The 24,474-nt window shown below is 70.2% G+C and carries 21 protein-coding genes; 14 read left to right on the forward strand and 7 right to left on the reverse strand.

Annotated elements, in window-relative coordinates; all coding sequences use genetic code 11:
• Nucleotides 1-9 precede the first annotated feature (9 nt).
• The 3 genes from QQX04_RS01045 to QQX04_RS01055 all read left to right on the forward strand — a co-directional run bounded on the left by QQX04_RS01045 (nt 10) and on the right by QQX04_RS01055 (nt 1,727).
• The gene (locus QQX04_RS01045; RefSeq protein WP_301125331.1) at nt 10-588 is read left to right on the forward strand and encodes a YdeI/OmpD-associated family protein; all 579 of its coding nucleotides are present in this window, start codon (nt 10-12) and stop codon (nt 586-588) included.
• An 84-nt stretch (nt 589-672) separates the two neighbouring features.
• Entirely contained in the window at nt 673-1,059 is a 387-nt protein-coding gene (locus QQX04_RS01050) for a DUF3054 domain-containing protein (RefSeq protein ID WP_301125333.1), read from the forward strand.
• A complete protein-coding gene (locus QQX04_RS01055) occupies nt 1,056-1,727 on the forward strand; it encodes a glutamine amidotransferase-related protein (protein ID WP_301125335.1) in 672 nt (223 codons plus the stop codon). The genes QQX04_RS01050 and QQX04_RS01055 overlap by 4 nt, the downstream gene beginning before the upstream one ends.
• 24 nt (nt 1,728-1,751) lie before the next feature.
• On the opposite strand, the gene QQX04_RS01060 is transcribed toward QQX04_RS01055, so the two are convergent.
• The 3 genes from QQX04_RS01060 to pta form a co-directional block, all read right to left on the reverse strand.
• Nucleotides 1,752-2,714, reverse strand: coding sequence for a zinc-binding dehydrogenase (locus QQX04_RS01060; protein ID WP_301125337.1), 963 nt, complete (start codon nt 2,712-2,714; stop codon nt 1,752-1,754).
• A gap of 328 nt (nt 2,715-3,042) precedes the next feature.
• The gene (locus QQX04_RS01065; RefSeq protein ID WP_301125339.1) at nt 3,043-4,179 is read right to left on the reverse strand and encodes an acetate/propionate family kinase; all 1,137 of its coding nucleotides are present in this window, start codon (nt 4,177-4,179) and stop codon (nt 3,043-3,045) included.
• Nucleotides 4,180-4,187: 8 nt separating this feature from the next.
• Nucleotides 4,188-6,257 carry a phosphate acetyltransferase gene (gene pta / locus QQX04_RS01070; protein ID WP_301125341.1) on the reverse strand — a complete coding sequence of 690 codons (2,070 nt, stop codon included), beginning with the start codon at nt 6,255-6,257 and terminating at the stop codon, nt 4,188-4,190.
• A gap of 230 nt (nt 6,258-6,487) precedes the next feature.
• Here pta and QQX04_RS01075 point away from each other — a divergent pair, with 230 nt between their 5' ends.
• From QQX04_RS01075 to guaA, 5 genes are all read left to right on the forward strand, one after another.
• The gene (locus QQX04_RS01075) at nt 6,488-7,639 is read left to right on the forward strand and encodes a GGDEF domain-containing protein (RefSeq protein WP_301125343.1); all 1,152 of its coding nucleotides are present in this window, start codon (nt 6,488-6,490) and stop codon (nt 7,637-7,639) included.
• A gap of 84 nt (nt 7,640-7,723) precedes the next feature.
• Nucleotides 7,724-8,911 (forward strand): GGDEF domain-containing protein, encoded by a 1,188-nt coding sequence (locus tag QQX04_RS01080; RefSeq protein WP_301125345.1) that lies wholly within the window; start codon nt 7,724-7,726, stop codon nt 8,909-8,911.
• 35 nt (nt 8,912-8,946) lie between these two features.
• Entirely contained in the window at nt 8,947-9,669 is a 723-nt protein-coding gene (locus QQX04_RS01085) for an SURF1 family protein (protein ID WP_301125347.1), read from the forward strand.
• Nucleotides 9,666-10,049: a DUF3817 domain-containing protein gene (locus tag QQX04_RS01090; RefSeq protein ID WP_301125349.1), complete on the forward strand. Its 384-nt coding sequence runs from the start codon at nt 9,666-9,668 to the stop codon at nt 10,047-10,049. Before QQX04_RS01085 ends, QQX04_RS01090 begins: the two co-directional genes overlap by 4 nt.
• The gene (guaA, locus tag QQX04_RS01095; protein ID WP_301125351.1) at nt 10,046-11,626 is read left to right on the forward strand and encodes a glutamine-hydrolyzing GMP synthase; all 1,581 of its coding nucleotides are present in this window, start codon (nt 10,046-10,048) and stop codon (nt 11,624-11,626) included. Before QQX04_RS01090 ends, guaA begins: the two co-directional genes overlap by 4 nt.
• Nucleotides 11,627-11,698: 72 nt before the next feature.
• On the opposite strand, the gene QQX04_RS01100 is transcribed toward guaA, so the two are convergent.
• The 3 genes from QQX04_RS01100 to QQX04_RS01110 are packed head-to-tail and all read right to left on the reverse strand — an operon-like array spanning nt 11,699 to nt 14,275.
• Nucleotides 11,699-12,274 (reverse strand): sugar O-acetyltransferase, encoded by a 576-nt coding sequence (locus tag QQX04_RS01100; protein WP_301125353.1) that lies wholly within the window; start codon nt 12,272-12,274, stop codon nt 11,699-11,701.
• A gap of 46 nt (nt 12,275-12,320) precedes the next feature.
• Complete coding sequence (locus QQX04_RS01105; protein ID WP_301125355.1) at nt 12,321-12,602, reverse strand: hypothetical protein; 282 nt, start codon at nt 12,600-12,602, stop codon at nt 12,321-12,323.
• The gene (locus QQX04_RS01110) at nt 12,599-14,275 is read right to left on the reverse strand and encodes a PspC domain-containing protein (protein ID WP_301125357.1); all 1,677 of its coding nucleotides are present in this window, start codon (nt 14,273-14,275) and stop codon (nt 12,599-12,601) included. The genes QQX04_RS01105 and QQX04_RS01110 overlap by 4 nt, the downstream gene beginning before the upstream one ends.
• 167 nt (nt 14,276-14,442) lie before the next feature.
• On the opposite strand from QQX04_RS01110, the gene QQX04_RS01115 reads away from it, so the two are divergent.
• The 6 genes from QQX04_RS01115 to QQX04_RS01140 all read left to right on the forward strand — a co-directional run bounded on the left by QQX04_RS01115 (nt 14,443) and on the right by QQX04_RS01140 (nt 22,130).
• Entirely contained in the window at nt 14,443-15,456 is a 1,014-nt protein-coding gene (locus QQX04_RS01115; RefSeq protein WP_301125359.1) for a sensor histidine kinase, read from the forward strand.
• Nucleotides 15,453-16,106 carry a response regulator gene (locus QQX04_RS01120; protein WP_301125361.1) on the forward strand — a complete coding sequence of 218 codons (654 nt, stop codon included), beginning with the start codon at nt 15,453-15,455 and terminating at the stop codon, nt 16,104-16,106. The genes QQX04_RS01115 and QQX04_RS01120 overlap by 4 nt, the downstream gene beginning before the upstream one ends.
• 133 nt (nt 16,107-16,239) lie before the next feature.
• The gene (locus QQX04_RS01125; RefSeq protein WP_301125363.1) at nt 16,240-17,352 is read left to right on the forward strand and encodes a GGDEF domain-containing protein; all 1,113 of its coding nucleotides are present in this window, start codon (nt 16,240-16,242) and stop codon (nt 17,350-17,352) included.
• A 96-nt stretch (nt 17,353-17,448) separates the two neighbouring features.
• Nucleotides 17,449-18,645 (forward strand): GGDEF domain-containing protein, encoded by a 1,197-nt coding sequence (locus tag QQX04_RS01130; protein ID WP_301125365.1) that lies wholly within the window; start codon nt 17,449-17,451, stop codon nt 18,643-18,645.
• A 79-nt stretch (nt 18,646-18,724) separates the two neighbouring features.
• A complete protein-coding gene (gene pcrA, locus QQX04_RS01135) occupies nt 18,725-21,088 on the forward strand; it encodes a DNA helicase PcrA (RefSeq protein WP_301125367.1) in 2,364 nt (787 codons plus the stop codon).
• Between the two features lie 88 nt (nt 21,089-21,176).
• Nucleotides 21,177-22,130, forward strand: coding sequence for an L-lactate dehydrogenase (locus QQX04_RS01140; RefSeq protein WP_367312893.1), 954 nt, complete (start codon nt 21,177-21,179; stop codon nt 22,128-22,130).
• Nucleotides 22,131-22,179: 49 nt separating this feature from the next.
• Here the strand turns inward: QQX04_RS01140 and QQX04_RS01145 are convergent, their stop codons facing one another.
• A complete protein-coding gene (locus QQX04_RS01145) occupies nt 22,180-24,327 on the reverse strand; it encodes an MMPL family transporter (protein ID WP_301125371.1) in 2,148 nt (715 codons plus the stop codon).
• Nucleotides 24,328-24,474 lie beyond the last annotated feature (147 nt).

Genomic DNA, 24,474 nt, shown 5'->3' on the forward strand with positions numbered 1-24,474 from the left:
ACTGGCGCCATGGCAGCCCCGAGCCCCGACGAGCTCCTCTGCGTCGCCGACGCCCGCGCCTGGCGGGACTGGCTCGACCAGCACGAGGCATCGTCCGACGGGGTGTGGCTCGTCCTCGCGAAGAAGGGCACCACCGAGCCCACCTCGCTCTCGTACGCGGAGGCGCTCGACGAGGCGCTCTGCAGCGGCTGGATCGACGGCCAGAAACGGTCGCATGACGAGCGCACCTTCCTCCAGCGATTCACGCCCCGCAGACGTCGGTCCATGTGGTCCGCGCGCAACGTCGAGCACATCGCTCGGCTCGAGTCCGAGGGTCGGATGCGGCCCAGCGGGCGCGAGCAGGTGGAGGCCGCCAAGGCCGACGGACGCTGGGACCGTGCGTATGCCGGGTCGGCTGACGCCGTGACGCCCGACGATCTGCTCGCGGCGCTCGACGCCGTCCCTGGCGCGCGCGCTCGCTTCGAGGCTCTCTCCCGGGCGGAGCGTTTCAGCATGCTCCACCCCCTGATGACCGCGCCGTCGGCCGAGGTGCGCGAGCGGAGGATCGCGCGCGCCGTGGCGTCGCTGAGCGACAGCGGGGTGTCGTGACCGTCCCGCCTCCGTGGTGCGGGACGATGCGGTGGTGACGGGCAGGGGAGGGCCGCATGTCCGTCGGCGACGAAGGGACGTCACGTGAACATCAGGCAGGCAGCGATCGGCGCCGCCGCGCTCGACGCGGGCGCGATCATCGTGTTCTCGGCCATCGGACGAGCGAGCCACGACGAGGGCATCCTCGGTGACGCCGGGCTTGGCCTCGCCACGACCGCATGGCCCTTCCTGGCAGGTGCAGGCATCGGCTGGGTGATCGCCCGCGGATGGAAGCACCCCTGCGACTGGAAGGCGACAGGCGTGCCCGTGTGGGCGTCGACCCTCGTCGGCGGGATGCTGCTGCGACTCGCGAGCGGTCAGGGCGTGCAGGTGTCGTTCATCATCGTCGCCGGCCTGTTCCTCGCGGCGTTCCTCATCGGATGGCGCGTCATCTCCGGCATCCTCGCGAAGCGGGCAGGCCTCAAGAAGTGAGATGCGACGTCGTCCGCTTCGTCGCGTTTGAGCACCTCGGCACGTGGGAGGCGGAGATTCGCGCCCACGGCTACGAGGTCCGCTACCTGGACGTGGGCGTGGACGACGTGGGGGAGGCCGCGCGAGCCGATATCGCCATCGTGCTCGGCGGTCCCATCGACGCACCCGATTCCGAGACCTACCCCGTGCTCAAGGAGGTCAGGGCGCTGCTGGAGGCCCGCCGCGAGTTCCCGACGATCGGCGTCTGCCTGGGCGCCCAGCTCATGGCGCTCGCGGCCGGGGCCGAGGTCACACCCGGCGTCCGCGAGGTCGGCTACGGCGTCGTGGACCTCACCGACGCGGGCCGCGCGTCCGCCCTCCGGGCGCTCGACTGCAACCCTGTGCTCCACTGGCATGCCGACACCTTCGGCCTGCCCGACGGGGCCGTGCTGCTCGCGAGCAATGCCGCCAATGCGCACCAGGCCTTCTCGCTCGGGCCATGGCTCGCAGTGCAGTTCCATCCCGAGGCCGATCCGGAGGCGATCGAGCAGTGGCTCATAGGGCACACCTCGGATCTGCGCGCGTGGGGCCTGTCCGTGACCGAGCTGCGTCAGCAGGCGCGCGATCACGGCGACGCCGCCACCATGGGCGGCGTGCAGATGATCCGCGACTGGCTCCGCGCGCTCTGAGTCGCGGATCTGACGCCGGAGCCGTCAGGAGACGGAGACGACGACCTTGCCCAGGTGCTCGCCCGAGGCGACCCGGTCGATCGCCTCGCGGGCCTGCGTCAGTGGCACCACCTGATCGATCGTGGGCCGCAGGCCTGTCCGCACGAGCAGGTTCATCAGGGCTGCCAGGTCCTCACGCGTGCCCATGGTCACGCCCTGGATGCGCAGCTCGTGGAAGAACACGCGGGTCAGCAGGGCGGGCTCGGGGTCGCCCGTCGTGTGTCCCGCGATCGCGATCGTGCCGCCGTTCTTGACGGACGCGATCGAGTGCTTCCACGTGGCGCGCCCCACGGTCTCGATCACCGCGTCGACGCGAGTCGGCAGACGATCGCCAGGCTCCACCGCGGCGACGGCGCCCATCCCGAGCGCGGCCTCACGCTTGCGCTCGCTGCGGGAGGTCGCGAAGACCTCGAGGCCCGACGCGGCCCCCAGCATGATCGCGGCGCTCGCGACGCCGCCACCGACGCCCTGCACGAGCACCGAGTCGCCGGGCTTCAGACCCGCGCCGTGGAACAGCATGCGGTAGGCGGTCAGCCACGCGGTCGGGAGGCAGGCGGCCTCCTCGAAGCTCAGCTCCTTCGGCTTGCGGATCAGGTTGGCGATGGGCACGGACACCTTCTCCGCGAGCGTGCCGGGGTAGCGCTCCGACAGGATGCTGCGCGGCTCCCTGGGTCCCACGCCATGACCGTCGGCGCCGATCACGCCGTGCACCACGACCTCGGTGCCGTCGGGCGCCACGCCTGCGGCGTCGCAGCCCAGGATCATCGGCAGCTGCTGCTCCGACAGGCCGACGCCCTTGAGGCTCCACAGGTCGTGGTGGTTGATCGACGCGGCACGGACGTCGACCGTCGTCCAGTTGTCGCGGCTCTCGGGTTCGGGGCGGTCGCCCACCTCGAGGGCCGAGGCCGGGTCGTCGGGGCTGAATCGGGCGGCGTAGGCGGCAAGCATGCCTCCAACCTACGGCTGTCGAGGCAGGGGCGTCGGGGCGCGAGGTCCCAGATGGCCCGAGGAGCCGCACTCCGCCCGTGCGACCCGCGCTCGCCCGCGGCTCCCACGCCAGCCGTGCGCGTGCTCGTCCTGCAGGCACAGACCCGACACTTCGAACCAATCCCAGCGCCGACACCCCGGCGACACTCCACATCGCCCCGCGACACGCTGGCGTGTCGCATCGCAGATTGGTTCAGAGTGTCGGGACGCGGGGTGGGAGACGCACGAGGGCCCGCACCCCTGACGGGATGCGGGCCCTCGTGGCGGCGCTGGACGCGCCGGAGTCAGGTCAGGAGACCGCCGCGATCGACTGGAGCGCGATCTCGCGCTCCTCGTTCGTGGGGACCACCCAGATCTGCACCGCGGAGTCGTCCGAGGAGACGAGCGCGGCCTGCTTCTTGCGGCCGGCGTTGCGCTCCTCGTCGATCTTGATGCCGAGGCCCTCGAGGCCCTTCATCGACTCGAGGCGGACGATGTCGTCGTTCTCGCCGACGCCGGCGGTGAACACGATCGCATCCACGGCGCCCATGACTGCGAGGTACTGGCCGACGTACATCTTGATGCGACGCGTGTACACGTCGAGCGCGAGACGAGCCTCGTGGCTGCCTGCCTCGATCGCCTTGTGCACGTCACGCAGGTCCGAGTAGCCGCACATGCCGAGCAGGCCCGACTGCTTGTTGAACAGCGTGTCGATCTCGTCGATCGACATGCCGGCAGCACGGTGCAGGTGGAACACGACGGCCGGGTCGATCGTGCCGGTGCGCGAGCCCATCATGAGGCCGTCCAGCGGGGTGAGGCCCATGGACGTGTCGACGGCGCGGCCGGCCTGGACGGCGTCGGCGGAGGCGCCGTTGCCCAGGTGCAGCGTGATGATGTTGACGTCCTTGGGGTCCTTGCCCATGAGGCGGGCGGCCTCGCGGGACACGTAGCCGTGCGACGTGCCGTGGAACCCGTACTTGCGGATGCCGTGCTCCTTGGCCACCCGGATGTCGAGAGGGTAGGTGTAGGCCTCCTCGGGGAGCGTCGTGTGGAACGCCGTGTCGAACACCGCGACGTGCGGGATCTGCGGGAAGGCCGAGCGGGCCGCCGAGATGCCGGCCACGTGGCCGGGGTTGTGCAGCGGCGCGAGGACGGAGAGCTTGGCGATGCCGCGCTCCACGTCGTCGTCGATGATGGTGGGCGCGGAGAACTCCTCGCCTCCCTGGACCACGCGGTGGCCGACGACCGTCAGCGCGCCGAGGTCCACGCCCGAGCCGGGCTCGCCGAGGGTCGCGATGATCTCCTGGATCGCGACCGCGTGATCGGTCACGCGCTCCACGATGCCGGAGGCCAGCGGCTCCTCCTTGGTGGTGTCGACCACCTGGTACTTCACCGAGCTGGACCCGCAGTTGAGGACCAGGGCGATCCCCTCATAGTTCACTGCCACTGTCTGCCTCAACCTTCCGAGTCGATCTGCTGTGCCTGGATGGCCGTGATGGCCACCGTGTTGACGATGTCCTGCACCAGGGCGCCCCTGGAGAGGTCGTTGACGGGCTTGCGCAGTCCCTGCAGGACCGGGCCGATCGCCACGGCGCCTGCGGAGCGCTGCACTGCCTTGTACGTATTGTTGCCGGTGTTGAGGTCGGGGAAGACCAGCACGGTCGCCTGGCCCGCCACAGGTGAGCCCGGCGCCTTGGATGCCGCGACCGACGGGTCGACGGCGGCGTCGTACTGGATGGGTCCCTCGACCAGGAGGTCGGGGCGACGCTCCTTGACGATCGCCGTGGCCTCGCGCACCTTGTCGACGTCCGAGCCGCGGCCGGACTCGCCGGTCGAGTAGGACAGCATCGCGATCTTGGGGTCGATGCCGAACTGCTCGGCGGTCGCGGCCGACGAGATGGCGATGTCCGCGAGCTCCTCAGCCGTGGGGTCCGGGTTGACGGCGCAGTCGCCGTACACGAGGACCCTGTCCGCGAGGCACATGAGGAACACCGACGACACGATCGAGGTGCCGGGGATGGTCTTGATGATCTGGAACGACGGCGTGATGGTGTGGGCGGTGGTGTGAGCGGCGCCGGAGACCATGCCGTCGGCGTCGCCCTCCTGAACCATCATCGTGCCGAAGTAGCTGACGTCCTGGACGCGGTCACGTGCGACGTCCATGGTCGCGCCCTTGTGCTTGCGCAGCTCGTAGTACTTCTGCGAGAAGCGGGACACGTACTCCTCGTCGTGGGGCGAGACGATGCGCGCCTTGTCCAGGTCGAGGCCGAGCTCGGCGCCACGGGCGCGGATCGCAGACTCGTCGCCCAGGATGGTGAGCTCGACGACGTTGCGGCGCAGCAGGGTCGAGGCGGCGCGCAGGATGCGGTCGTCGCTGCCCTCCGGGAGCACGATGTGCTTCACGGAGCCGCGGGCGCGGTCCAGCAGGCGGTTCTCGAACATGAGCGGCGTGACCACGTCGGTGCGGGCCACGTCGAGCAGGCGGGTGAGCGCCTCGGCGTCCACGTGCGAGTCGAACATCGCGAGCGCGGTGTCCACCTTGAGCTGCGATTCGCGGTTCAGGCGGCCTCGGGTCGCCCAGCAGGTGCTGGCCGTGTCGTAGGTGCCGAGCTCGGTGGTCGCGATCGGCAGGGACGAGCCCAGGCCGTCGATGAGGCGGCGGATCGGCTCGGCGGGCTCGAAGCCGCCGTTGAGGATCACGCCCGACAGGGCGGGGAAGCCACCTGCCGCGTGGGCGGTCAGGAGCGCGAGCAGCGTGTCGGCGCGGTCGCCGGGGGTGACGACGAGCGCACCCTCCTTGAGGCGGCCGAGCAGGTGCTCGGGGCTCATGGCGCCCACGACGATCGTGGAGACCTCACGCGACATCAGATCGGGCGATCCGGAGATCACGGTGCCGTTGACCGCCGAGATCAGGGACGCGAGCGACGGGGCGACGAGCAGCGGCTCCTCGGGGAGCGCGCCGCCGGCGAGGCCCTCGGGCAGCAGACGTGCGATCTCCTCGACGTCGGACGGCTCGCAACGGTTGGCGAACACCGCCGCGACGCGCGCGTGGTTGTTCTCCATCTCCTTGCGGGCGCCGTCGACCGTCTGCGCGATCTCGGTGGGGGTGCGGTCCATGCCGCGCACCACGAGCGCGACGGGCGCGCCCAGGTTGGCCGCGATGCGGGCGTTGAGCTCGAACTCGGCTGCGGCGGACTTGTCGGTGTAGTCGGTGCCGACGATGACGACGGCATCGCACTTGCGCTCGACCTCGTGGTAGCGCTGCACGATCGTGGCGAGCGCCGCCTCGGGGTTGGCGTGGACGTCGTCGTAGGTGACGCCGACGCACTCCTCGTACGTCAGGTCGACGCCGTCGTGGCCGAGCAGGAGCTGGAGGACGTAGTCGGAGCCGTCGGCGACGCGTGCCACGGGACGGAAGATCCCGACGCGCCCGACGGTGCGGGAGAGCATCGCTGTGATGCCCAGGGCGATGGTGGACTTGCCTGTGTCGCCCTCAGTGGAGGCGATGTAGATGCTTCTAGACACGACTTCAAGAATGGCACGTGTTCGGCAGTGGTGGTCTGCGACTGAGGGCCCAAGGTCCTGAGAGCGGCCGTTCGTCCAGGTTGTACGGCTTCGCACCGTTGAGAATGTGAGTTGTGCAACGCGTCGTCGCGTGGCGTCAGAGCTCGGCCCTACACTCCGAGACAAGGCATGCCCCCTTGGGCATGCTCGCCAAGGCCCACGCGTCGGGCCGGAGTCTGGGGGTGGGCGCGATGAGCTCTCGCGCGCTCGAGCGAGCCGGGGCGTGGTTCGCGCGTGCCTCGGACCGCGGCGCTGAGAAGGTGCCTGAGGGCCTGGTGCGCACCGTCCAGGGGTCCAACCACTTCTTCCTGCTGTCCTCCGTCACGAACACGCCGATCGCGATCATGATCGCCGTGGCGGCATGGCCGCAGACCCTCGGGCCCGCGATCGCGCACGTGGCGATGATCGCCGCGCTGCTGGTCGCGGTGTTCTTCAACGGCCGCGGACTGCACGTCGCCGCCACCCTCGTCGGTGTGGGCCTGCCGATCATCCAGTTCGTCTACCTTGCGGCGCTGTTCTCGGAGCGGGCCCGGTTCGAGCTGCACCTCCTGCTTCTCGGCGGACTCGTCTACGTGGTGTTCCTGCCGAGCCGCTGGCGGTGGGGGCTGCTCGCCTCGGCGTTCGGCGTCGCCGCGGCCGCGCTGCTGGTGGCGCTGCCCGCGTTCGACGCCCCTCGCGTCGATGTTCCCGACTGGTGGCTGTCGGCGATCGGGATCTACAACATGGGCGCGGCCGCGCTGTTCGTGTTCCTGGTCGGCTACTTCAACTACGGGTACCTGCAGCGGGAGCGGGGAAAGAGCGCCCTGCTGCTCGAGGAGGCGCGGCAGATCGCCGTCACGGACGCGCTGACGGGCCTGTACAACAGGCGCGGGATCGAGCCTGAGCTGCAGGCGGTGCAGCGCGAGGGCGACTTCTCGCTCGCGATCGTCGACGTGGACCACTTCAAGCAGGTCAACGACCACCTGGGTCACCAGGCGGGTGACGACGTGCTGGCCGACATCGCGCGCATGCTGCGCGACTCGCTCCCTCGGACCGTCGCGATCTCGCGATGGGGAGGCGAGGAGTTCCTGGTGCTGATGCCGCAGACAGGGCTGCAGGACTCGCTCAGCCTCCTCGAGGCCGCGCGCCTCGCCATCGACCACGAGGTCACCGGGGAGAGCGGCAGCGAGAGGGTGACGATCTCGGCGGGGGTCGTGCGCGTCGAGCGCCCCGCACCGATCGACATCGTGCTCGCGCGCGCCGACGCGCAGCTCTACGAGGCGAAGCGCGACGGCCGCAACAACGTGCGGGGCGTCGTGCTTCGCGAGCGCGCACGTCCGCGAGGCACCGACGCCGACGCCTAGCGCTGGGGATGCGCGTGGACATAGGGTGGGGGCCGCACGGGGTGGTCGGCCCCGCCGTCCCCGCGAGCAAGGAGCCGGATCCGCATGAGCGCTGAGGCCGCGCCGATCAGCGGCGCCGTCAACCTGCGTGACAGCTACCTTGGCGCACCCTCGCGCACGATCCAGGCCGTCATGGTGCTGGTCGCCGCGCTCTCCGCGGGCTACTCGGCGGTGTTCCTGGTGTACGACCGCGAGGCGCTCGCGGGTCTGATCGCGGTCGATCTGCTGTGCATGGTCGCGCTGCTCGCCGGCGTGGTGCTGGTGCGTCGTGGGCTCCAGCTCCAGGGCGCGTTGCTGGTGCTCACCCTCATGATCCTGCAGATCGTCGTGTCGACGCGGTATCTGGGCTGGCAGTCAGGGGTGCACCTGTACCTGATCTCCGGCGGTGCGCTCGCGATCCTCGTCTTCACGGACGCGCAGCGCGTGCTGCGGTGGCTGTTCGGCGCGGGGGCCGCGATCGTGTTCGTGGTCTGTCAGTTCCTGCTGCCGAGCTCGAGCGCGATCGTGCAGGTGTCGGAGCAGTCGCTGTCGGTGATGTTCACGCTGAACGCGGTGCTGACGGCCCTGGTGACGACCGCCTTCGCGATGACGGCGCATGCGCGCGCGACCCAGGCCTGGAAGCAGGCGGTGGAGGCGACTGCCCGCGCGGAGTATCTGGCGAACACCGACACCCTGACGGGCCTGCCCAACCGGCGGCCTGTGCTGGACGTGCTCGAGGACCTGTCGCGTCAGGGGTCGGGTGCGTTCTGCCTGGCGATCGCGGACCTGGACCACTTCAAGAAGCTGAACGACACGTACGGCCACCAGTGCGGTGACCGTGTGCTCGCGACGGTTGGGCGACGCCTGCGTCAGGAGCTGCGGGTCACCGACACGATCGGCCGCTGGGGTGGCGAGGAGTTCCTGTTCGTCATGCCTGGCGTGGCGGTGGACGACGCGCAGGTGATGATGGAGCGGATCCGCCGGATCGTCGCCGACCACGTGGTGCCGTGCACCGGCCATTCGCATGAGGTGCAGATCTCGATCGGCCTCGCCGACGGGCTCGAGGACGAGATGAGCCACCGGGTCATCAAGCGCGCCGACGACGCGCTGTACGAGGCGAAGGCGGGCGGACGCAACCAGGTGTGCGTGCGCTCGATCCACGATCTTGCGCCGGGCTCCGACGCGGATCGCGCGCTGCAGGCGCATCTGCGGGCGACGCGGGCCGCGGCGCGGCCGAGCGGCACGGACGCGTGAGCGGGACGCGCGGGCGCCTTCGCTGGGGCGCCCTGATGCTGGCGACCGTCATCATGCTGGCCGCGATCGCGGTGACGGGCTCGCTCGGCTGGTGGCAGTGGACCCGCGCGCACGAGACCGGACGCACCGTCTACCCGGAGGCGGCGGTGCCGCTCGCGGAGGTGGTGTCCCCGGGCGACCCGTCGGGACCTGAGATCGGGCGTCAGGTGATCGTGGACGGGGAGTGGGCCGACGCGGAGGTGTTCGTCGTCACGGGTCGCGAGGTGGAGGGTCAGGACGCGCAGCTGCTGGTGCGCGCCTTCACCGTCGACGCCGACGCGACGGGCACCGGCCAGGCGGCGACGCTCGCGGTGATCGCCGGGTGGGCCCCGGCCGACGCGACCCCTGCCGTGGACGTGCCGGAGGGCCCTGTGACGTTGGAGGGGTATCTGCGGGCCTCGGAGGCCGCGGTGCCTGCTCCGACCGGTTCGGACGTCGATGCGACGGCCGTGGGCGCGGCGTCGACCTCGGGCCTTGCGCAGTCGTGGGAGCCGCCGCTGTACTCGGCGGTGCTCGTGTCCTACGACGCAGTCGAGGGCTGGAGCCCGCTCGAGCCGCTCGAGCCGACGCAGGAGACGAACATCCGCAACGCCGCGTATGCGATCGAGTGGTGGATCTTCGGCGCCTTCGCCGCGTTCGTCGCCGTGCGGTGGATGCGTGACAATGGGCGCGTGCGTCCCGACGGGGACGCGGATCCCCGACCCCAGGAGGACCAGTGACAGACCCGGCCGCCGAGCCTGAGACCACCGCAGCGTCGGACGGCGCCCGCGACCCGAAGCTCGCGGGGGCGCTGACGCGTTACCGCGCGATGGCGATCATCACGGGCGTGTTCCTGATTACGGTGTTCGTGGGTCTGCTGAGGTATCTGCCGTTCATCGACCTGACCGACGGCCCCGTCGACTCGTTCTTCTCAGGCGTCGCGATCATCCACGGTTGGATCTATGTGGCCTACCTGATCACTGTGGTCATGCTGTGGTCGCGGATGCGTTGGGGCCTGGGCCGCCTGATCTACATGGCTGCGGGAGGCGTCGTGCCGCTGCTGTCGTTCTTCGCCGAGCGCCGCATCGCGCGCGAGGTCGCCGGTAGTGTGAACCCGTGAACGAGACCACCCAGCACCGCCCGGTCCTCGTCGTCGACTTCGGCGCGCAGTACGCGCAGCTGATCGCGCGTCGGGTCCGCGAGGCGAGCGTGTACTCCGAGATCGTGCCGCACACCATGTCGGTCGCGCGGATGCTTGAGAAGGACCCGGCCGCGGTCATCCTCTCGGGTGGACCGTCGTCCGTCTACGAGGACGGCGCTCCCCACCTTGACGACGAGGCGGCGCTGTTCGCCGCCGGCGTCCCCGTGATGGGGATCTGCTACGGCTTCCAGGTCATGGCGAAGGCGCTCGGCGGCACCGTCGCCAAGACCGGTCTGCGCGAGTACGGCCGCACCCAGGCCCACGTGTCCGACGCAGGCGCGGCCCTGTCCGGCAGCCCCCAGACCCAGGAGGTCTGGATGAGCCACGGCGACTCGGTGCACGAGGCTCCCGAGGGCTTCACAGTGCTCGCCACCACGGAAGGCGCGCCGGTCGCCGCGTTCGAGAACCTCGACGCGCAGCTGTGCGGCGTCCAGTGGCACCCCGAGGTGAAGCACTCGCCGCTGGGCCAGGCGGCGATCGAGAACTTCCTCTACCGCGTCGCGGGGCTCCAGCCCGACTGGACCAGCGAGAACGTGATCGACGAGCAGGTCGAGCGCATCCGTGCCCAGGTGGGCGACAAGCGGGTCATCTGCGCGCTGTCGGGCGGAGTCGACTCCGCCGTCGCCGCCGCGATCGTCCAGAAGGCTGTGGGCGACCAGCTCACGTGCATCCACGTGGACCACGGCCTGATGCGTGCGGGCGAGGTGGAGCAGATCGAGAAGGACTTCGTCGCCTCCACGGGTGTGCGCCTCATCATCCGCGACGAGAAGGAGCGGTTCCTGAGCGCGCTCGCGGGAGTGAGCGACCCGGAGACGAAGCGCAAGATCATCGGCCGCGAGTTCATCCGCGTGTTCGAGGACTCGGCCCGCCAGGTCGTCGAGGAGGCCGGGGCTCACGGCGAGGACGTCGAGTTCCTCGTCCAGGGCACGCTGTACCCGGACGTCGTCGAGTCGGGCGGTGGCGAGGGTGCGGCGAACATCAAGAGCCACCACAACGTGGGCGGGCTTCCGGATGACCTGCAGTTCTCGCTCGTCGAGCCGCTGCGCACCCTGTTCAAGGACGAGGTCCGCGCGGTGGGACGCGAGCTCGGCATCCCCGAGGAGATCGTCGGCCGTCAGCCGTTCCCCGGCCCCGGGCTGGGCATCCGCATCATCGGCGAGGTGACGTGGGAGCGCCTGGAGATCCTCCGTGCTGCGGACGCGATCGCCCGCGAGGAGCTCACCAAGGCGGACCTGGACGGTGACATCTGGCAGTGCCCGGTGGTCCTGCTCGCCGACGTCCGCTCGGTCGGTGTCCAGGGCGATGGTCGCACCTACGGCCACCCGATCGTCCTGCGTCCCGTGTCCTCCGAGGACGCGATGACCGCCGACTGGAGCCGGGTGCCCTACGAGGTGCTCGCGCACATCTCCAACCGCATCACCAACGAGGTGGCGGAGGTCAACCGTGTGGTGCTCGACGTGACGAGCAAGCCGCCGGGCACCATCGAGTGGGAGTAGACGCTTCGAAGGGGCGCCGTCCGCTGGGGATCCAGCAGGCGGCGCCCCTTCTGCGTCTGCAGTGTGTGCCCGTCAGTCGTCGATGCTGCGGATGACGCGAGCGGGGGATCCGGCGACGATGGTGCGCGCAGGGACGTCCTTCGTGACGACGGAGGCGGCGCCGATGACGGCGTGGTCGCCCACGGTGACGCCGGGCAGGATCGTGGCGTTCGAGCCGACCCAGACGCCCTTGCCGAGAGTCACGGGGGCGGGGTAGAGGTCCCCGCGACGCTCGGGCGCGAGGTCGTGGTTCTGGGTGACGATGGTGACGTGGTGGCCCAGGAAGGAGTCGTCGCCGATGGTGACGCCGCCCTGGTCCTGGAACGTGCAACCGATGTTGAGGAACACTCGCTTGCCGATCCGCGTGTTCGGACCGAACTCGGTGTGGAACGGCGGCAGAAGTGTGACGCTCTCGTCCACGTCGTAGTGGAACAGCTCGCTCAGGATCGCGCGCACGTCGGCCGGCTCGTGATAGCCGGAGTTGAGGCGTCCGGTGAGGCGGAGCGCAGCCTGGCTGGTCTGGCTCATCACGGCCTGGAGGTCGGAGCTGAAGGGGATCATCTCTCCGGCGCGCAAGGCGGCGAGGAGGTCGTCGAGCGTGGCGGTCATCCCGACACCCTATGCCGAGACGACCGCCACCCGGGTCGTGGAGTGGTCAGCCCTGACGAGGTCCCGAGTCCGACGTCTCGACGGGGGTGGTGGCGCTCTCGCCGGCGGGCGTCATGCCGACGGTCCGCTCGCGTCGACCCGCGAGTGCGGCGGTGATGAGGAACCACACGCCGAGCGCCGCGAGGGCGATGATCGCGATCAGCTCGAGGTCGATCTCGTAGCCGGACAGCCGGTACGCGACCAGCACTCCGACGGTGGACGAGGCGGCGCCGACGGTCGCCCATCCCAGTCGCTGGGCGGGGCTGCGGCGTGCAAGCGTGGTGCTCATTCCTGGACCTCCGTGGTGGGCGACGCCACGACGGGCGTCTCTCGGATGAGGATGGTGTTGGCGTAGGCGTCGTCCTCGACGACGAGGGTGACGGTCGGTGCGTCGGGGTCGGCGACGAGGTCCACGTAGGTGGTGTCGCCGGCGAGGAAGTCGCAGGCGAGCCCGCGGTCGAGCCATGCGACGGTGGCCCAGGCGTCCCCGTCGGCCTCGACCGTGAGGTGGGTGCCTGCGGGGACGGTGAGCGAGGTCGTCTCCGCGGTGACGACGATGCGCTGGTCGGAGGGGATCGCGCTGAAGGCGAGCGTCTCGTCGGCCGTGGGCCAGTCCGCCGCCTCGTCCGTGTAGCACGAGCCGCGCAGCTGCACCGTCGCGTAGTCGGCGAAGAAGCTCGCGGGGTCGGTGACCGTGTTGTCGTCGGCCTCCGCGATCCCGTCGGACTCGACCACGTCGCTACCGCTTCCGTCCTCGAAGGTGAACTCGGGGTCGATGTTCTCGCGGATCCAGTCCTCGACGGACTGGGCGACCTCATCGCCATCGGGTCCCGCAGGGAGAGCGGCGCCGGTCTCGTGCCATGCGTCGCGCAGGTCGTCCGCGCCGGCGCCGATGATCAGGGCTGGCAGGATGCTCGCGACTGTGAGGAAGCCGAGGAAGCCGAGGCGTCGGCCGAGCAGGCTGACCACGATGAGGATCGCGCCCCAGCCGATCAGCACGGCGACGGGCCAGGCGACGAGCGGGTGCACGGCCAGCACGTCGTTCCGGGCCGCGACCCACACTCCGACGCCGGACAGGATGAACCAGGCGAGCGCGGTGAGGTAGCCGGCAGCGCCAGGGCCGGGCACGCGGGGCGGACGGTTGGCCGCTGCCGCACGGGCGCGCTGCTCGGCCTCCCATGCGCGCTGCTGCGCCTGCTGCTGGGCCTGCCAGGCCTGCTGCTGCGCGGCGGCCTGCGCCTGGGCCGAGGCCTGGGCGGCCGGGTCGTGGGCGTCCGCCTGGGGCTGCGCCTGCGGCATGGTCTGCGAGGCGGGCGGGGTCGCTGCAGCGGCGTTCCAGCCGGGTGCTCCAGGGCCGGCCTCGCCGGGCAGCGCGGCGTAGACGGGAGGGGCGGCCGGGGTGGTGGTCGTGCTGCCGACGGGAGGGGTCGGTGCGCCGGGGGCGGGCGGGACCGCCTGGCCGGAGCCGTCGGCGCGGTTCTTCTGGATGAGGTGGATCACGAGCCACGCGATCCCACCCGCGACGACGAACCACCACACGAGCGCGATGGTGTTGCGGAATCCCCAACCCTGCTCCCACGGCCACCCTCCGGCCCAGTTCCATGGCGCGAGGGTGCTGACGCCGTCGGAGAACCCGCCGAGGCCGATCAGGGTGAGAAGCGCGATGCCCAGGAGCGCGCCCACATTGGTGACGCCGCGTCCGAAGTTCTGGATGATGATGTTTCCGCGCCTGTCGGGCAGGAGGCCCCACCCGGCGGCGTAGGCGAGGGCGGCGAGGCCGCTCGTGAAGATCGCGATCAGGAGGAACAGGAGTCGAGCGGGCACCCGGGCGAGGCCGATGCGCTCGCCGACGCCTTCGATGACGCCGCCGACGAGGCCGTTGTCACCGCGCATGAGGCCCCAGGACCTGATCGTGGCGAAGAACGCGGCCTCGTGGGCCGGCTGCTCCTGTGGCTGGGTCATGGCTTCTCCTCGGGTCGATGTCCTGCATCCATCGTCCCGCTGCGGTCGTGTGCGCCGCTATTGGGTATCCCCCTGACTCGTCCCCTGATTCATGGGCGCCGTGAGGCGCCGTCGCCTCCGTCTCAGGAGGGACGACGCGTCGGGGTGCCCTCTGCCACGATGGTCGGGTGACCGATCAGCGCCTCGCCACCCCTTTGCGTCGCCGCGCGCCGCAATCGCGCTGGTGGCTCGTGACGCTCGGTGGTCTGCTCCTCGCGATGTCGCTGACGATGCTCGCGCGGCGGTGGGGCATCGTAGGCGCAGCGTCGTGGCTGGTGCCGGCCTTCGCGTTCTCCGCGGCGCTCGTGCTGGTGTGGAGCCCGCTGGAGAGCGCGGTGCAGTCCGACGCGCGCAGGCCCGATGTGGTGGCCCTGTTCTCGCGCGACGCGTGGGCCCGCGTGGTGCTGGGGATCGTGCTGGCGATCCTCACGCTCGTGTGGTTCTCCCAGCAGCACTTCACTGATGATCCGATCCTCCGTGCGGTCGTGGTGCCGGTGGTCGCGGTCGTGGCGCTCGCGCTCGTCCTGGCGCCATGGTGGCTTCGGCTGATCCGGCAGGTGGGGGTGGAGAGGGAGCGACGTGTCCGCGAGTTCGAGCGCGCGGAGATCGCCGCCCACCTTCACGACTCCGTGCTGCAGACGCTCACGCTGATCCGCGCGAAGGCCGACGACCCGGACGCGGTGGCCCGCCTTGCGAGGGCGCAGGAGCGCGACCTTCGCAGCTATCTCTACCAGGATCGACGGAGCGAGGCGGACTCCGTCGCCACGGCTCTGCAGCGGGCGGTCTCCGAGGTGGAGGACGCGTACGGCGTGGCGATCGACGTGGTGAGCGTGGGCGATGCCCCCACCACTGACGCGATGCGTGCGGGCGTGGACGCGGCGAAGGAGGCGGCGCAGAACGCCGCCCGCCATGGAAGCGAGCCGATCAGCGTGTACGCCGAGCTGACGGCGGACCGCTACGAGCTGTTCGTGCGCGACTCCGGACCCGGCTTCGACCCGTCGGCCGTCCCGGAGGACCGTGCCGGAATCCGGAACTCGATCCTCGGCCGCTCGCGTCGGCATGGTGGTGACGCGAGCATCGCGTCCACGCCGGGTGGACGCACCGAGGTCACGATCACCATCCCGCGCCAGGAGGAGAGATGAGCCAGACCACAGTCGTCATCGTGGACGACCATGACGTGATCCGTGTGGGCGTGCGAGAGTCGCTCGACCCCGACATCGAGGTGGTGGGCGAGGGGCGCGACGTCGAGTCCGCCATCGCGGCGATCCGCGAGCACCGCCCGCAGGTGGTGATCCTGGATGTGCATCTTCCGGGAGGGACGGGAGGCGGCGCGCTCGACGTGCTCGCGGAGGTCCTCGCCGATGAGGTGCCGCCACGCGTGCTCGCGCTGTCCGTGTCCGACGCGGCCGAGGACGTCGTGGCGGTGGTCCGGGCGGGCGCTCGCGGCTACGTGACCAAGTCGATCTCGGGTCCGGAACTGTCCGACGCGGTGCGTCGGGTCGCGACAGGTGATGCCGTGTTCTCTCCTCGTCTCGCCGGCTTCGTGCTCGACGCGTTCAACGCCGCGGGAGGCGAGGTCGCGCAGGCCGACGAGGACCTCGACAAGCTCACCGCGCGTGAGCAGGAGGTGATGCGGCTGATCGCGCGCGGCTACACCTACCGCGAGGTGGGGGAGAAGCTGTTCATCTCCATCAAGACGGTCGAGACGCATGTGGGCAAGGTGTTGCACAAGCTTCAGCTCACGAGCAGGCATGAGCTCGCGCATTGGGCGGCGCAGCGGCGCATCGTCTGAGTGATCCCTGTCTCATCGGTTCGCATTTTCCCTCGTGCGGACGATGATGTGACGAGAGGGCGCCCATTGCGGACGCCCCGGCTGAGGGAGTGACGCGATGCGTGGTGGTCTGAGGCGGCGTGTGGCGCCGCCTGTGCCGCTGTCTCCCGAACAGGCGACGCGGCGCCAGGCTGCCGTCGCCGCGGTGCTGGGTCGAGTCATCGTCACGTACATGGTCTCGGTGGTGCTGGCGACGCTCACGATCCTCGTGTTCGTGACGCATCTTCGCGACGGTCCGGGACGTGGAGAGCTCGTCGCGGGGACGATCGCGCTGCTCGCGGCCAACGTCGCGCTCACCGTTGCCGCGGTGCGCGGCCGCTACCTCCTTGCGAGCGTCGGGGTGTTCCTCGTGGGCACGCTGGCGGTCGTCGGGTACGCCCAGGCGGTCTTCCTCGACGCGCAGGTGCACCTGCTGATCATCGGGCTGCTGTTCTCCACGTTCGTGTTCCTGGGCCCGGAGCAGGATGGCGCGAGGCTCGTCACGGGCATGTTCGGGCTTGCGGCGTTCCTGTACGTCGAGTTCGGCATCTCCCCGGACGATGTGCTGTTCCCCCTGGATCCTGACTCGGTGGAGCCGGCGCAGACCTTCGTGCGTCTTGGCATGGCGGTGCATGTCGCCACGGATGTGGCGCTCATGCAGTACCGCTTCGCGGCGAGCCGGCAGACCCTGCTGGGGGTCGCGCGATTCGCGGAACTGCGCGCGACGACCGACGAGATGACGGGGCTCAGCAACCGTCGTCCGGTGATGGATCGGCTCACCGAGTGGTTCGAGGGAGGCGAGGGCGGCTACACGGTCGCGCTCGTGGATGTGGATCAGTTCAAGGCGGTCAACGACGATCTGGGACACGACTGCGGCGATGCGCTGATTCGGGACGTGGCGGAGACCATGCGGCGGGTGTTCCGCGAGTCGGACCTGGTGAGCCGTTGGGGCGGTGACGAGTTCCTGGTGCTCATGCCCGGGCTGCGGCGCGAGGATGCCTCGGAGGTGCTCGAGCGTCTGAGGCGCGAGGTCCGGGGCGCCGAGCGCGCGTGCGAGGGGCGGCAGATGGTCGCGACAGTGTCGATCGGGGCTGCGATCTGCGTGCCTGGTCAGACGCCTGACGAGGTGATCACGGCCGCCGACAAGGCGCTGTATCGGGCGAAGGAGTCGGGCCGCGATCGCGTGGTCGTGCTCGAGGGAGAGGCGTTCGTCGATGCTTCTCACTGACATTCGCAATATTGGTAACGTGCACCGATGGGCAAGCCGGACATCCGGCTCAGAACAGGCCTACCCCCTTGCGTCCACCGGCCATACCTTGGTGTGATGGAGAGTCGCCCCTTCCCCGAGCTGCGCTCGTGGCGTGCGCTGGACCGTCGCCGCGACGGCGCGCACGAGCCCGTCGCGCTCTCTCCCGCGCAGGCGCGCTCGCTCGAGCGGCTCGACAGCCACAGGACCCTCCTGTTCGCGCGCGGCTACATCGTCTACTCGATCCTCACCGCGCTTGCCGCCGTGATCCTGGGGATCGCCACCGGCGCCGACGCCGTCGTCGCCGTGCTCTCCTGCGCAGCGGTGCTGCTGGTCGCCGCCCTCGTGGCCACGTTCAGGCTTCCCCTCCCCTACGGCGGAGTCGCCGTCGTCGTGATCAACGTGATCGGCGTCGTCACCCTCGACCTCGCCTACTCGGGGGCCGCGTCCTTCGATCTGCAGCTGTTCGCCGTCGGCCTGTCGGTCTTCGTGCTCATGTTCGGCGCCACGCGTGGTCTCAGGCTCGCGCTCACGCTGGTCATCTCCGGGATCTTCGTGCTGCTCCAGTTCGTCGGCGTCGACGGCTTCCTGGAGCCGGCGCTCTCGGACGAGCGCCTCAACCGCATCTCGGTCGCGAACAACCTCCTGACCGTGTCCGCCGTGCTCGTGACCGTGCTCGTCCTGCAGCTGCGCTTCGCCGCCGCACGGCACATCCTCGAGGGCTCAGCGCGCTACGGCGAGATGCAGGCGACCACCGACCCTCTCACCGGACTCGTCAACCGTCGCCCGGTGATCGAACGCCTCACCGAGCTCGAGCGCGACGAGAGGTACGACTACGCGATCGCCGTGCTCGACCTCGACAACTTCAAGGACGTCAACGACGCCTTCGGCCACGACTGCGGTGACGCCGCCATCGCCTCCGTCGCCGACGTGCTCGCCGACTCGTTCCGGGACCTCGACGTCGTGAGCCGGTGGGGCGGCGACGAGTTCGTCGTCGTCATCGCGCGCATCCTCCCTTCGGAGCTCGAGGGTCTCCTCGAGCGGGTCCGCCGCCGGATCGAGAACACCTGGTTCGGGTGCGCAGGCAAGGAGACCTCCGTCACCGTGTCCATCGGTGCCGCCCGCGCGCGCCCCGCGCGCACCCCCCACGACTGTCTCGCGGCCGCGGACGACGCGCTCTACCAGGCCAAGGAGAAGGGGCGGAACAGGGTCGTCACGATCCAGCACTACGAGCGTTCCTCCTCGAGCAGGCTGCCCGACGATCCGCTGCTCTGACGGCCCGCGCGTGAGCCCCGCGGCCGGACCGCCGTGGCCGGTCCCGAGCGTCGGTCGCTGCACCTAGACTGGCCCGGTCATGGATGCGCTCTTCGATCTCACAGACCCCGCCGAGCCGACTCCGCCTCCTGCCGAGTCAGCCCCGTCGCCGCTCGTCGAGGGGCTCAACCCGCCCCAGGCGGAAGCCGTCCTTCACGAAGGTCACGCGCTTCTGATCATCGCGGGCGCGGGCTCGGGCAAGACCCGCGTCCTCACGCACCGCATCGCGCACCTGCTCGAGTCGGGTCGTGCGCGTCCGCACCAGATCCTCGCGATCACCTTCACCAACAAGGCCGCAGGCGAGATGCGGGAGCGCGTGGCCGCGCTCGTCGGTCCCGAGGCGCGCCACATGTGGGTGTCCACCTTCCACTCCGCGTGCGTGCGGATCCTCCGCCAGCACCATGAGGCCGCGGGCCTGCGGTCGTCGTTCTCGATCTACGACACCGCCGACTCGGTCAACCTCATGAAGCTCGTCATGAAGGAGCTGGACCTCGACCCCAAGAAGTTCACGCCCAAGGCGATCCTGGGTCGGATCGGCACGTTCAAGGACGAGCTCGTCTCACCGGAGCAGGCGCTCGCGGCCGCCGAGGGCGTGAGCCGCTTCAGCATCGACCACGCCGCGGCGACCGCCTACGGTCCCTATCAGCGCCGCCTCGAGGCGGCCCACGCCGTCGACTTCGACGACATCATCGTGAAGACCGTCCACCTCATGCAGGACCACCCGGAGATCGCCGGCGAGTACAGGGCGCGGTTCCGCCACGTGCTCGTGGACGAGTACCAGGACACCAACCACGCGCAGTACGTGCTGGTCCGAGAGCTCGTCGGGGAGAGCGGCGAGCTCACCGTCGTCGGTGACGCCGACCAGTCCATCTACGCGTTCCGCGGCGCCACGATCCGCAACATCCTGGAGTTCGAGAAGGACTACCCGCAGGCGCACATCGTGCACCTCGAGCAGAACTACCGCTCCACGCAGACCATCCTCTCCGCGGCCAACTCGGTCATCGCCAACAACGAGGGCCGACGCCCCAAGAACCTGTGGACCGATGCAGGCGAGGGCGCGAAGATCATCGGCTTCTCCGCGGACTCCGAGCAGGACGAGGCGCAGTTCGTGGCCGGCGAGATCACGCGTCTCATGCGCGAGGACGAGGTCCAGCCGTCGGACGTGGCGATCATGTACCGCGCGAACGCGCAGTCCCGCGCGCTCGAGGAGCGCTTCATGCGCGCCGACATCCCCTACAAGGTGATCGGTGGCACGCGCTTCTACGAGCGCAAGGAGATCAAGGACATGCTCGCCTACCTGGCGGCGGTGGTGAACGAGGACGACGACATCGCGACGCGTCGGATCATCAACACCCCCAAGCGAGGCATCGGCGACGCGGCGGTCGACTCGATCGCCACCCTCCAGCGCGCCAACGCGGTCGCGCCGACCAGCTTCGGCGCCGCGCTGCGCAAGGCCGACCAGGCAGGCCTCGCGACGCGGTCGCTGAACGCGATCAACGACTTCGTCGCGATGATGGACGACCTGCGCTCGCTTGCGGAGGACAACGGCCCCGCGGGAGCGCTCGATGCGATCGCCGACCGCAGCGGGATGCTGACCACCCTGCGGGCCTCCGACGACCCGCAGGACCAGAGCCGCATCGAGAACATCATGGAGCTCGTGGCCGTCGGCCGAGAGTTCTCCGAGGAGAACCCGGAGGGCACGCTCACCGACTTCCTCGAGAAGGTCGCGCTCGTCGCCGACGCCGACCAGCTTCCTGACGCCGAGGGCACCGGCGGAGTGGTCACGCTCATGACGCTCCACACCGCGAAGGGCCTCGAGTTCCCGGTCGTCTTCCTGACAGGCATGGAGGACGGCACCTTCCCGCACATGCGGTCGATCGAGTCGGGGAACCTGAAGGACATGGAGGAGGAGCGCAGGCTCGCGTATGTGGGCCTGACCCGAGCCCGCCAGCGCCTCTATCTCACGCGCGCCGAGGTGCGCTCGAGCTGGGGCGCTCCGCAGTACTTCGGTGCCTCCCGGTTCGTCGAGGAGATCCCCGCGGAGCTCATGGAGTGGAAGAGGTCTGAGGCGTCCATGGCGTCGCTCCGGGCGCGCTCCGACCGCAAGTCGTCCCGCTCGGGCTCGTGGTCGGGCATGGGCTACGGCGGCAGCCAGGACCGCGAGGACGGCAACTCCTACTCGCGCGCAGGCGCGGTCACCACGCGTCGTGTCCCGCCCAGCCCGCCCGGCTCGGGCTCCGGCGACATCGGCTTCGAGGTCGGCGACCGTGTGATCCACGACAAGTTCGGCATGGGCAAGGTCGTCGGCACCGAGGGTGTCGGCCGCAACGCCGTGGTGAAGGTCGACTTCGGCTCCGAGGTGAAGCGCCTCGTGCTCCGGTTCAACGCGCTCGACAAGCTCTAGCGGCGTGCCCTCGTGCCGGCCGGCGCGCGGGACCTAGGGCCCGGGCGACCGGTAGGCTCGTCGCAGACGCCGAATCTGCGGAGGAATGATGGAATCCAAGACGTCCAAGGTCTCGATCGTCGGAGCGGGAGCGGTGGGCTCAACCCTCGCCTACGCAGGGCTGATGCGAGGTTTCGCCCGCACCGTCGCGCTCTACGACATCAACAAGGCCAAGGTCGAGGCTGAGGCGCTCGACCTCGCCCAGGGCATCCAGTTCATGCCCGAGGCGACGGTGCTCGGCTCGAACGAGGTGGAGGTCGTCGAGGGGTCCGACGTGGTCGTCATCACGGCGGGCGCCAAGCAGCAGCCCGGCCAGTCCCGCATGGAGCTCGCGGGCGCCACGATCTCGCTCATGGACAAGGTGCTGCCGCCGCTGTTGAAGGCCGCGCCCGACGCGATCTACATCCTCGTGACCAACCCGGTGGACGTCGTCACGTTCGCGGCGCTCAAGAAGTCGGGCATGGACCCCGCGCAGATGTTCGGCTCCGGCACGGCGCTCGACACGTCTCGCCTGCGCCACCAGATCGCGCACGAGTGCGACGTGGCGGTGGGCAACGTGCACGCGTACATCGCGGGAGAGCACGGGGACTCCGAGGTCGCGCTGTGGTCCTCCGCCACCATCGGCGGCCAGCTCCTCACGGAGTGGACGGGTCGCGATGGCGAGATCGTGATGACCCCTGAGGCGCGCGAGCGTATCCACCACGACGTGATGCGCTCCGCGTACACGATCATCGAGGGCAAGGGCGCGACGAACTACGCCGTGGGCGCCGCCGGTGCTCGCATCGTCGAGGCGGTGCTCGGCGACCAGCGTCGCATCATGCCCGTGTCCACCCTCATCGACTACCCGGGCGTGGGCGAGGTCTGCATGTCGCTGCCCGCCGTGATCGGCCGCAACGGCATCGAGCACCACGCGTCGGTGCCCATGGACGATGCGGAGCGCGCCGGGCTCGAGGCCTCCGCACGCTCGATCAGGGAGACCGCGGAGAAGTTCGGCGTCGCCTGATCTGACGCGGACGGGGCCCCGGGGAGCGATCCCCGGGGCCCCTCGCGTGTCAGCGGGTTGCAGGCACGAGCGCGGGCTCTCGCTCCTGCGGAGCGGCCGTCGGCTCGGCCTCGATGCGCATCGCGGGCAGCCACTGGAGCGCGCGCGGCAGGTACCAGTTGCGCTTGCCCAGCAGCGTCATGAGCGACGGCACCAGGATCGTGCGGACGACGGTCGCGTCGATGATCACGGCGGCGGCGAGGCCGAAGCCCATCTGCGCGAACTCGGCCAGGTCTCCGAGCGCGAAGCCCGCGAACACGGCGACCATGATGAGCGCCGCTCCAGTGATGAGCGAGCCGGTGCGGCTGAGCCCGTGGATCACCGCGACCTTGGTCGTGTCCCCGGCGTCGTGCCGCTCCTTGATGCGGGTCAGCAGGAACACGTGGTAGTCCATGGACAGCCCGAACAGGACGGCGAAGAGGAACAGCGGGATCCACGGCGCGATCGCGTCGGTCTGCGGCATGCCGAGCAGGTCGTTGCCCACGCCCCACTGGAACACCATCACCATGAGCCCGTAGGCCGCTGCGGCGCTGAGCAGGTTGAGCACGATCGCGGTCGCGGGGATCACGACCGAACGGAAGGCGAGCAGCAGCAGCACGAAGGACGCGCCGAGCACCGCGAGCAGCACCCACGGCGTCGCGTCGGTGATCAGGCTCGCGAAGTCGAGCGACTCCGCCTGGTCCCCGCCGACGTAGGCGTCGAGCCCAGTCGACTCGACGTGCGCGCGCAGGTCGAGCATCGCCTCCTCGGCGCGCTCGTCGGCTCCGCCGTATACGTCCTTCGTGTCGATGAAGACGGTGTCTCCGCGCCAGTCCACCGTCGTCTCGGCGTAGGCCGGGGAGTCCTCCACCCAGGCGGCGAGCTCGTCGACAGTAGCCGCGTCGTCCGCGGCGTCCTCGATCGCGATCACTGTGGACTGCGAGCCGTAGCCGAAGTCCCCGACGAGCACCTCCGAGGCGACCCTGAACTCGTTGTCGGCTGGCAGCGCCTCCAGGCCGGGGAACGCGAGCCGCATCGAGGCGAAGGGGACGGCGAGCGCGAGGAGCACCGCCAGTCCGGACACGAGAGCCACCACCGGCCGTCCGGTCACGGTGTGCGCGATCCCGCGCCAGGCCCGCGGCTCGCGGCCCGCCCGGCTGAGCGGCACGCGGCCCTTGTTGACGCGGTGGCCCAGCAGGCGCAGCACTGCGGGCAGCAGCGTGAGCGCGGTGACGACGGCCATGATCGCGGAGAGCATCGCGCCCGCGCCCAGGCTGCGCATGATGGTGCTCGGCACGAGCAGCATCCCGGCGAGCGAGACCAGCACGGTCAGGCCGGAGAACAGCACTGCACGGTTCGCGGTGGTGCCGGCGATACCGACCGCCTCGAGCGGGGTGCGGCCGTGCGAGAGCTCCTCCCGGAACCGCTGGACGATCACGAGCGTGTAGTCCACGCCGAGCGCCAGGCCCATCATCGTGATCATGTTCACGATGAAGAAGGACAGGTCGAAGGCCGCCCCGACCACGGCGGTCGCGCCGATCGCGGTGGTGATCGACACGAGGCTGACCAGGAGAGGGATGCCTGCTGCGACGAGCGCGCCGAAGACGCCGATGAGGATGAGGATCGCGACGCCTACGCCGATCGCCTCTCCGCGCATCAGCGTGTCCTCCGCGAGGCCGTCGAACATCGCCTCCCCTGTCAGCTGACCGAAGCTGAGGAACTCGACGCCGTCCGTCGTGAGCGCGTCGGTCGCGGCGAGGAGCTCCTCTCCTGCGGCGTCAGGATGGTCGGCCGCGACGGTCACCTGGACGAGCAGGCTCGTGCCGGACGCGGAGACCGCGGGCGAGACCGCCGCGCTCTCGACGCCGTCGACCGTCAGCGCTGCCGCGACCGCCGCGTCGGCCGCTTCCGCGAGCCCTGACGCCGACAACGAAGGCTCGCCGTGGACGACGATGGTCTCCGAGATGGGCGCCTCGGCGTCGCCGCGCTCCCGCGCGTCGATCTCGGCGGCAGCGTCGCTCTCGGTCGCGACGAGGTTGCGGTCATCCTGGACGAGCGCGTCGCCGAGGCTGCCGGAGAGCGCGACGGCTGCCGCGACGAGAAGCGTCCACACGGCGATGGTCAGCCATGGCCGTGCAGCGGAGGTGCGGGCGAGGCGCCCTGTGAGTCCGGTGGTCATGATGAGGTCCCCTTCGAACCATGCGGCGCGCCGGGCGGGCCCCGCTGACACCACGGTCGTCCTCACACGCGCCTCCCCGCAGCCCGCGACAGAGCGATCACACACCCCCGCACGGGGGTTTCGATGCGCCCCGGAGTCAGGGATGTC

The organism is Demequina zhanjiangensis, assembly GCF_030418315.1.
In the GTDB taxonomy this organism is placed as follows: domain Bacteria; phylum Actinomycetota; class Actinomycetes; order Actinomycetales; family Demequinaceae; genus Demequina; species Demequina zhanjiangensis.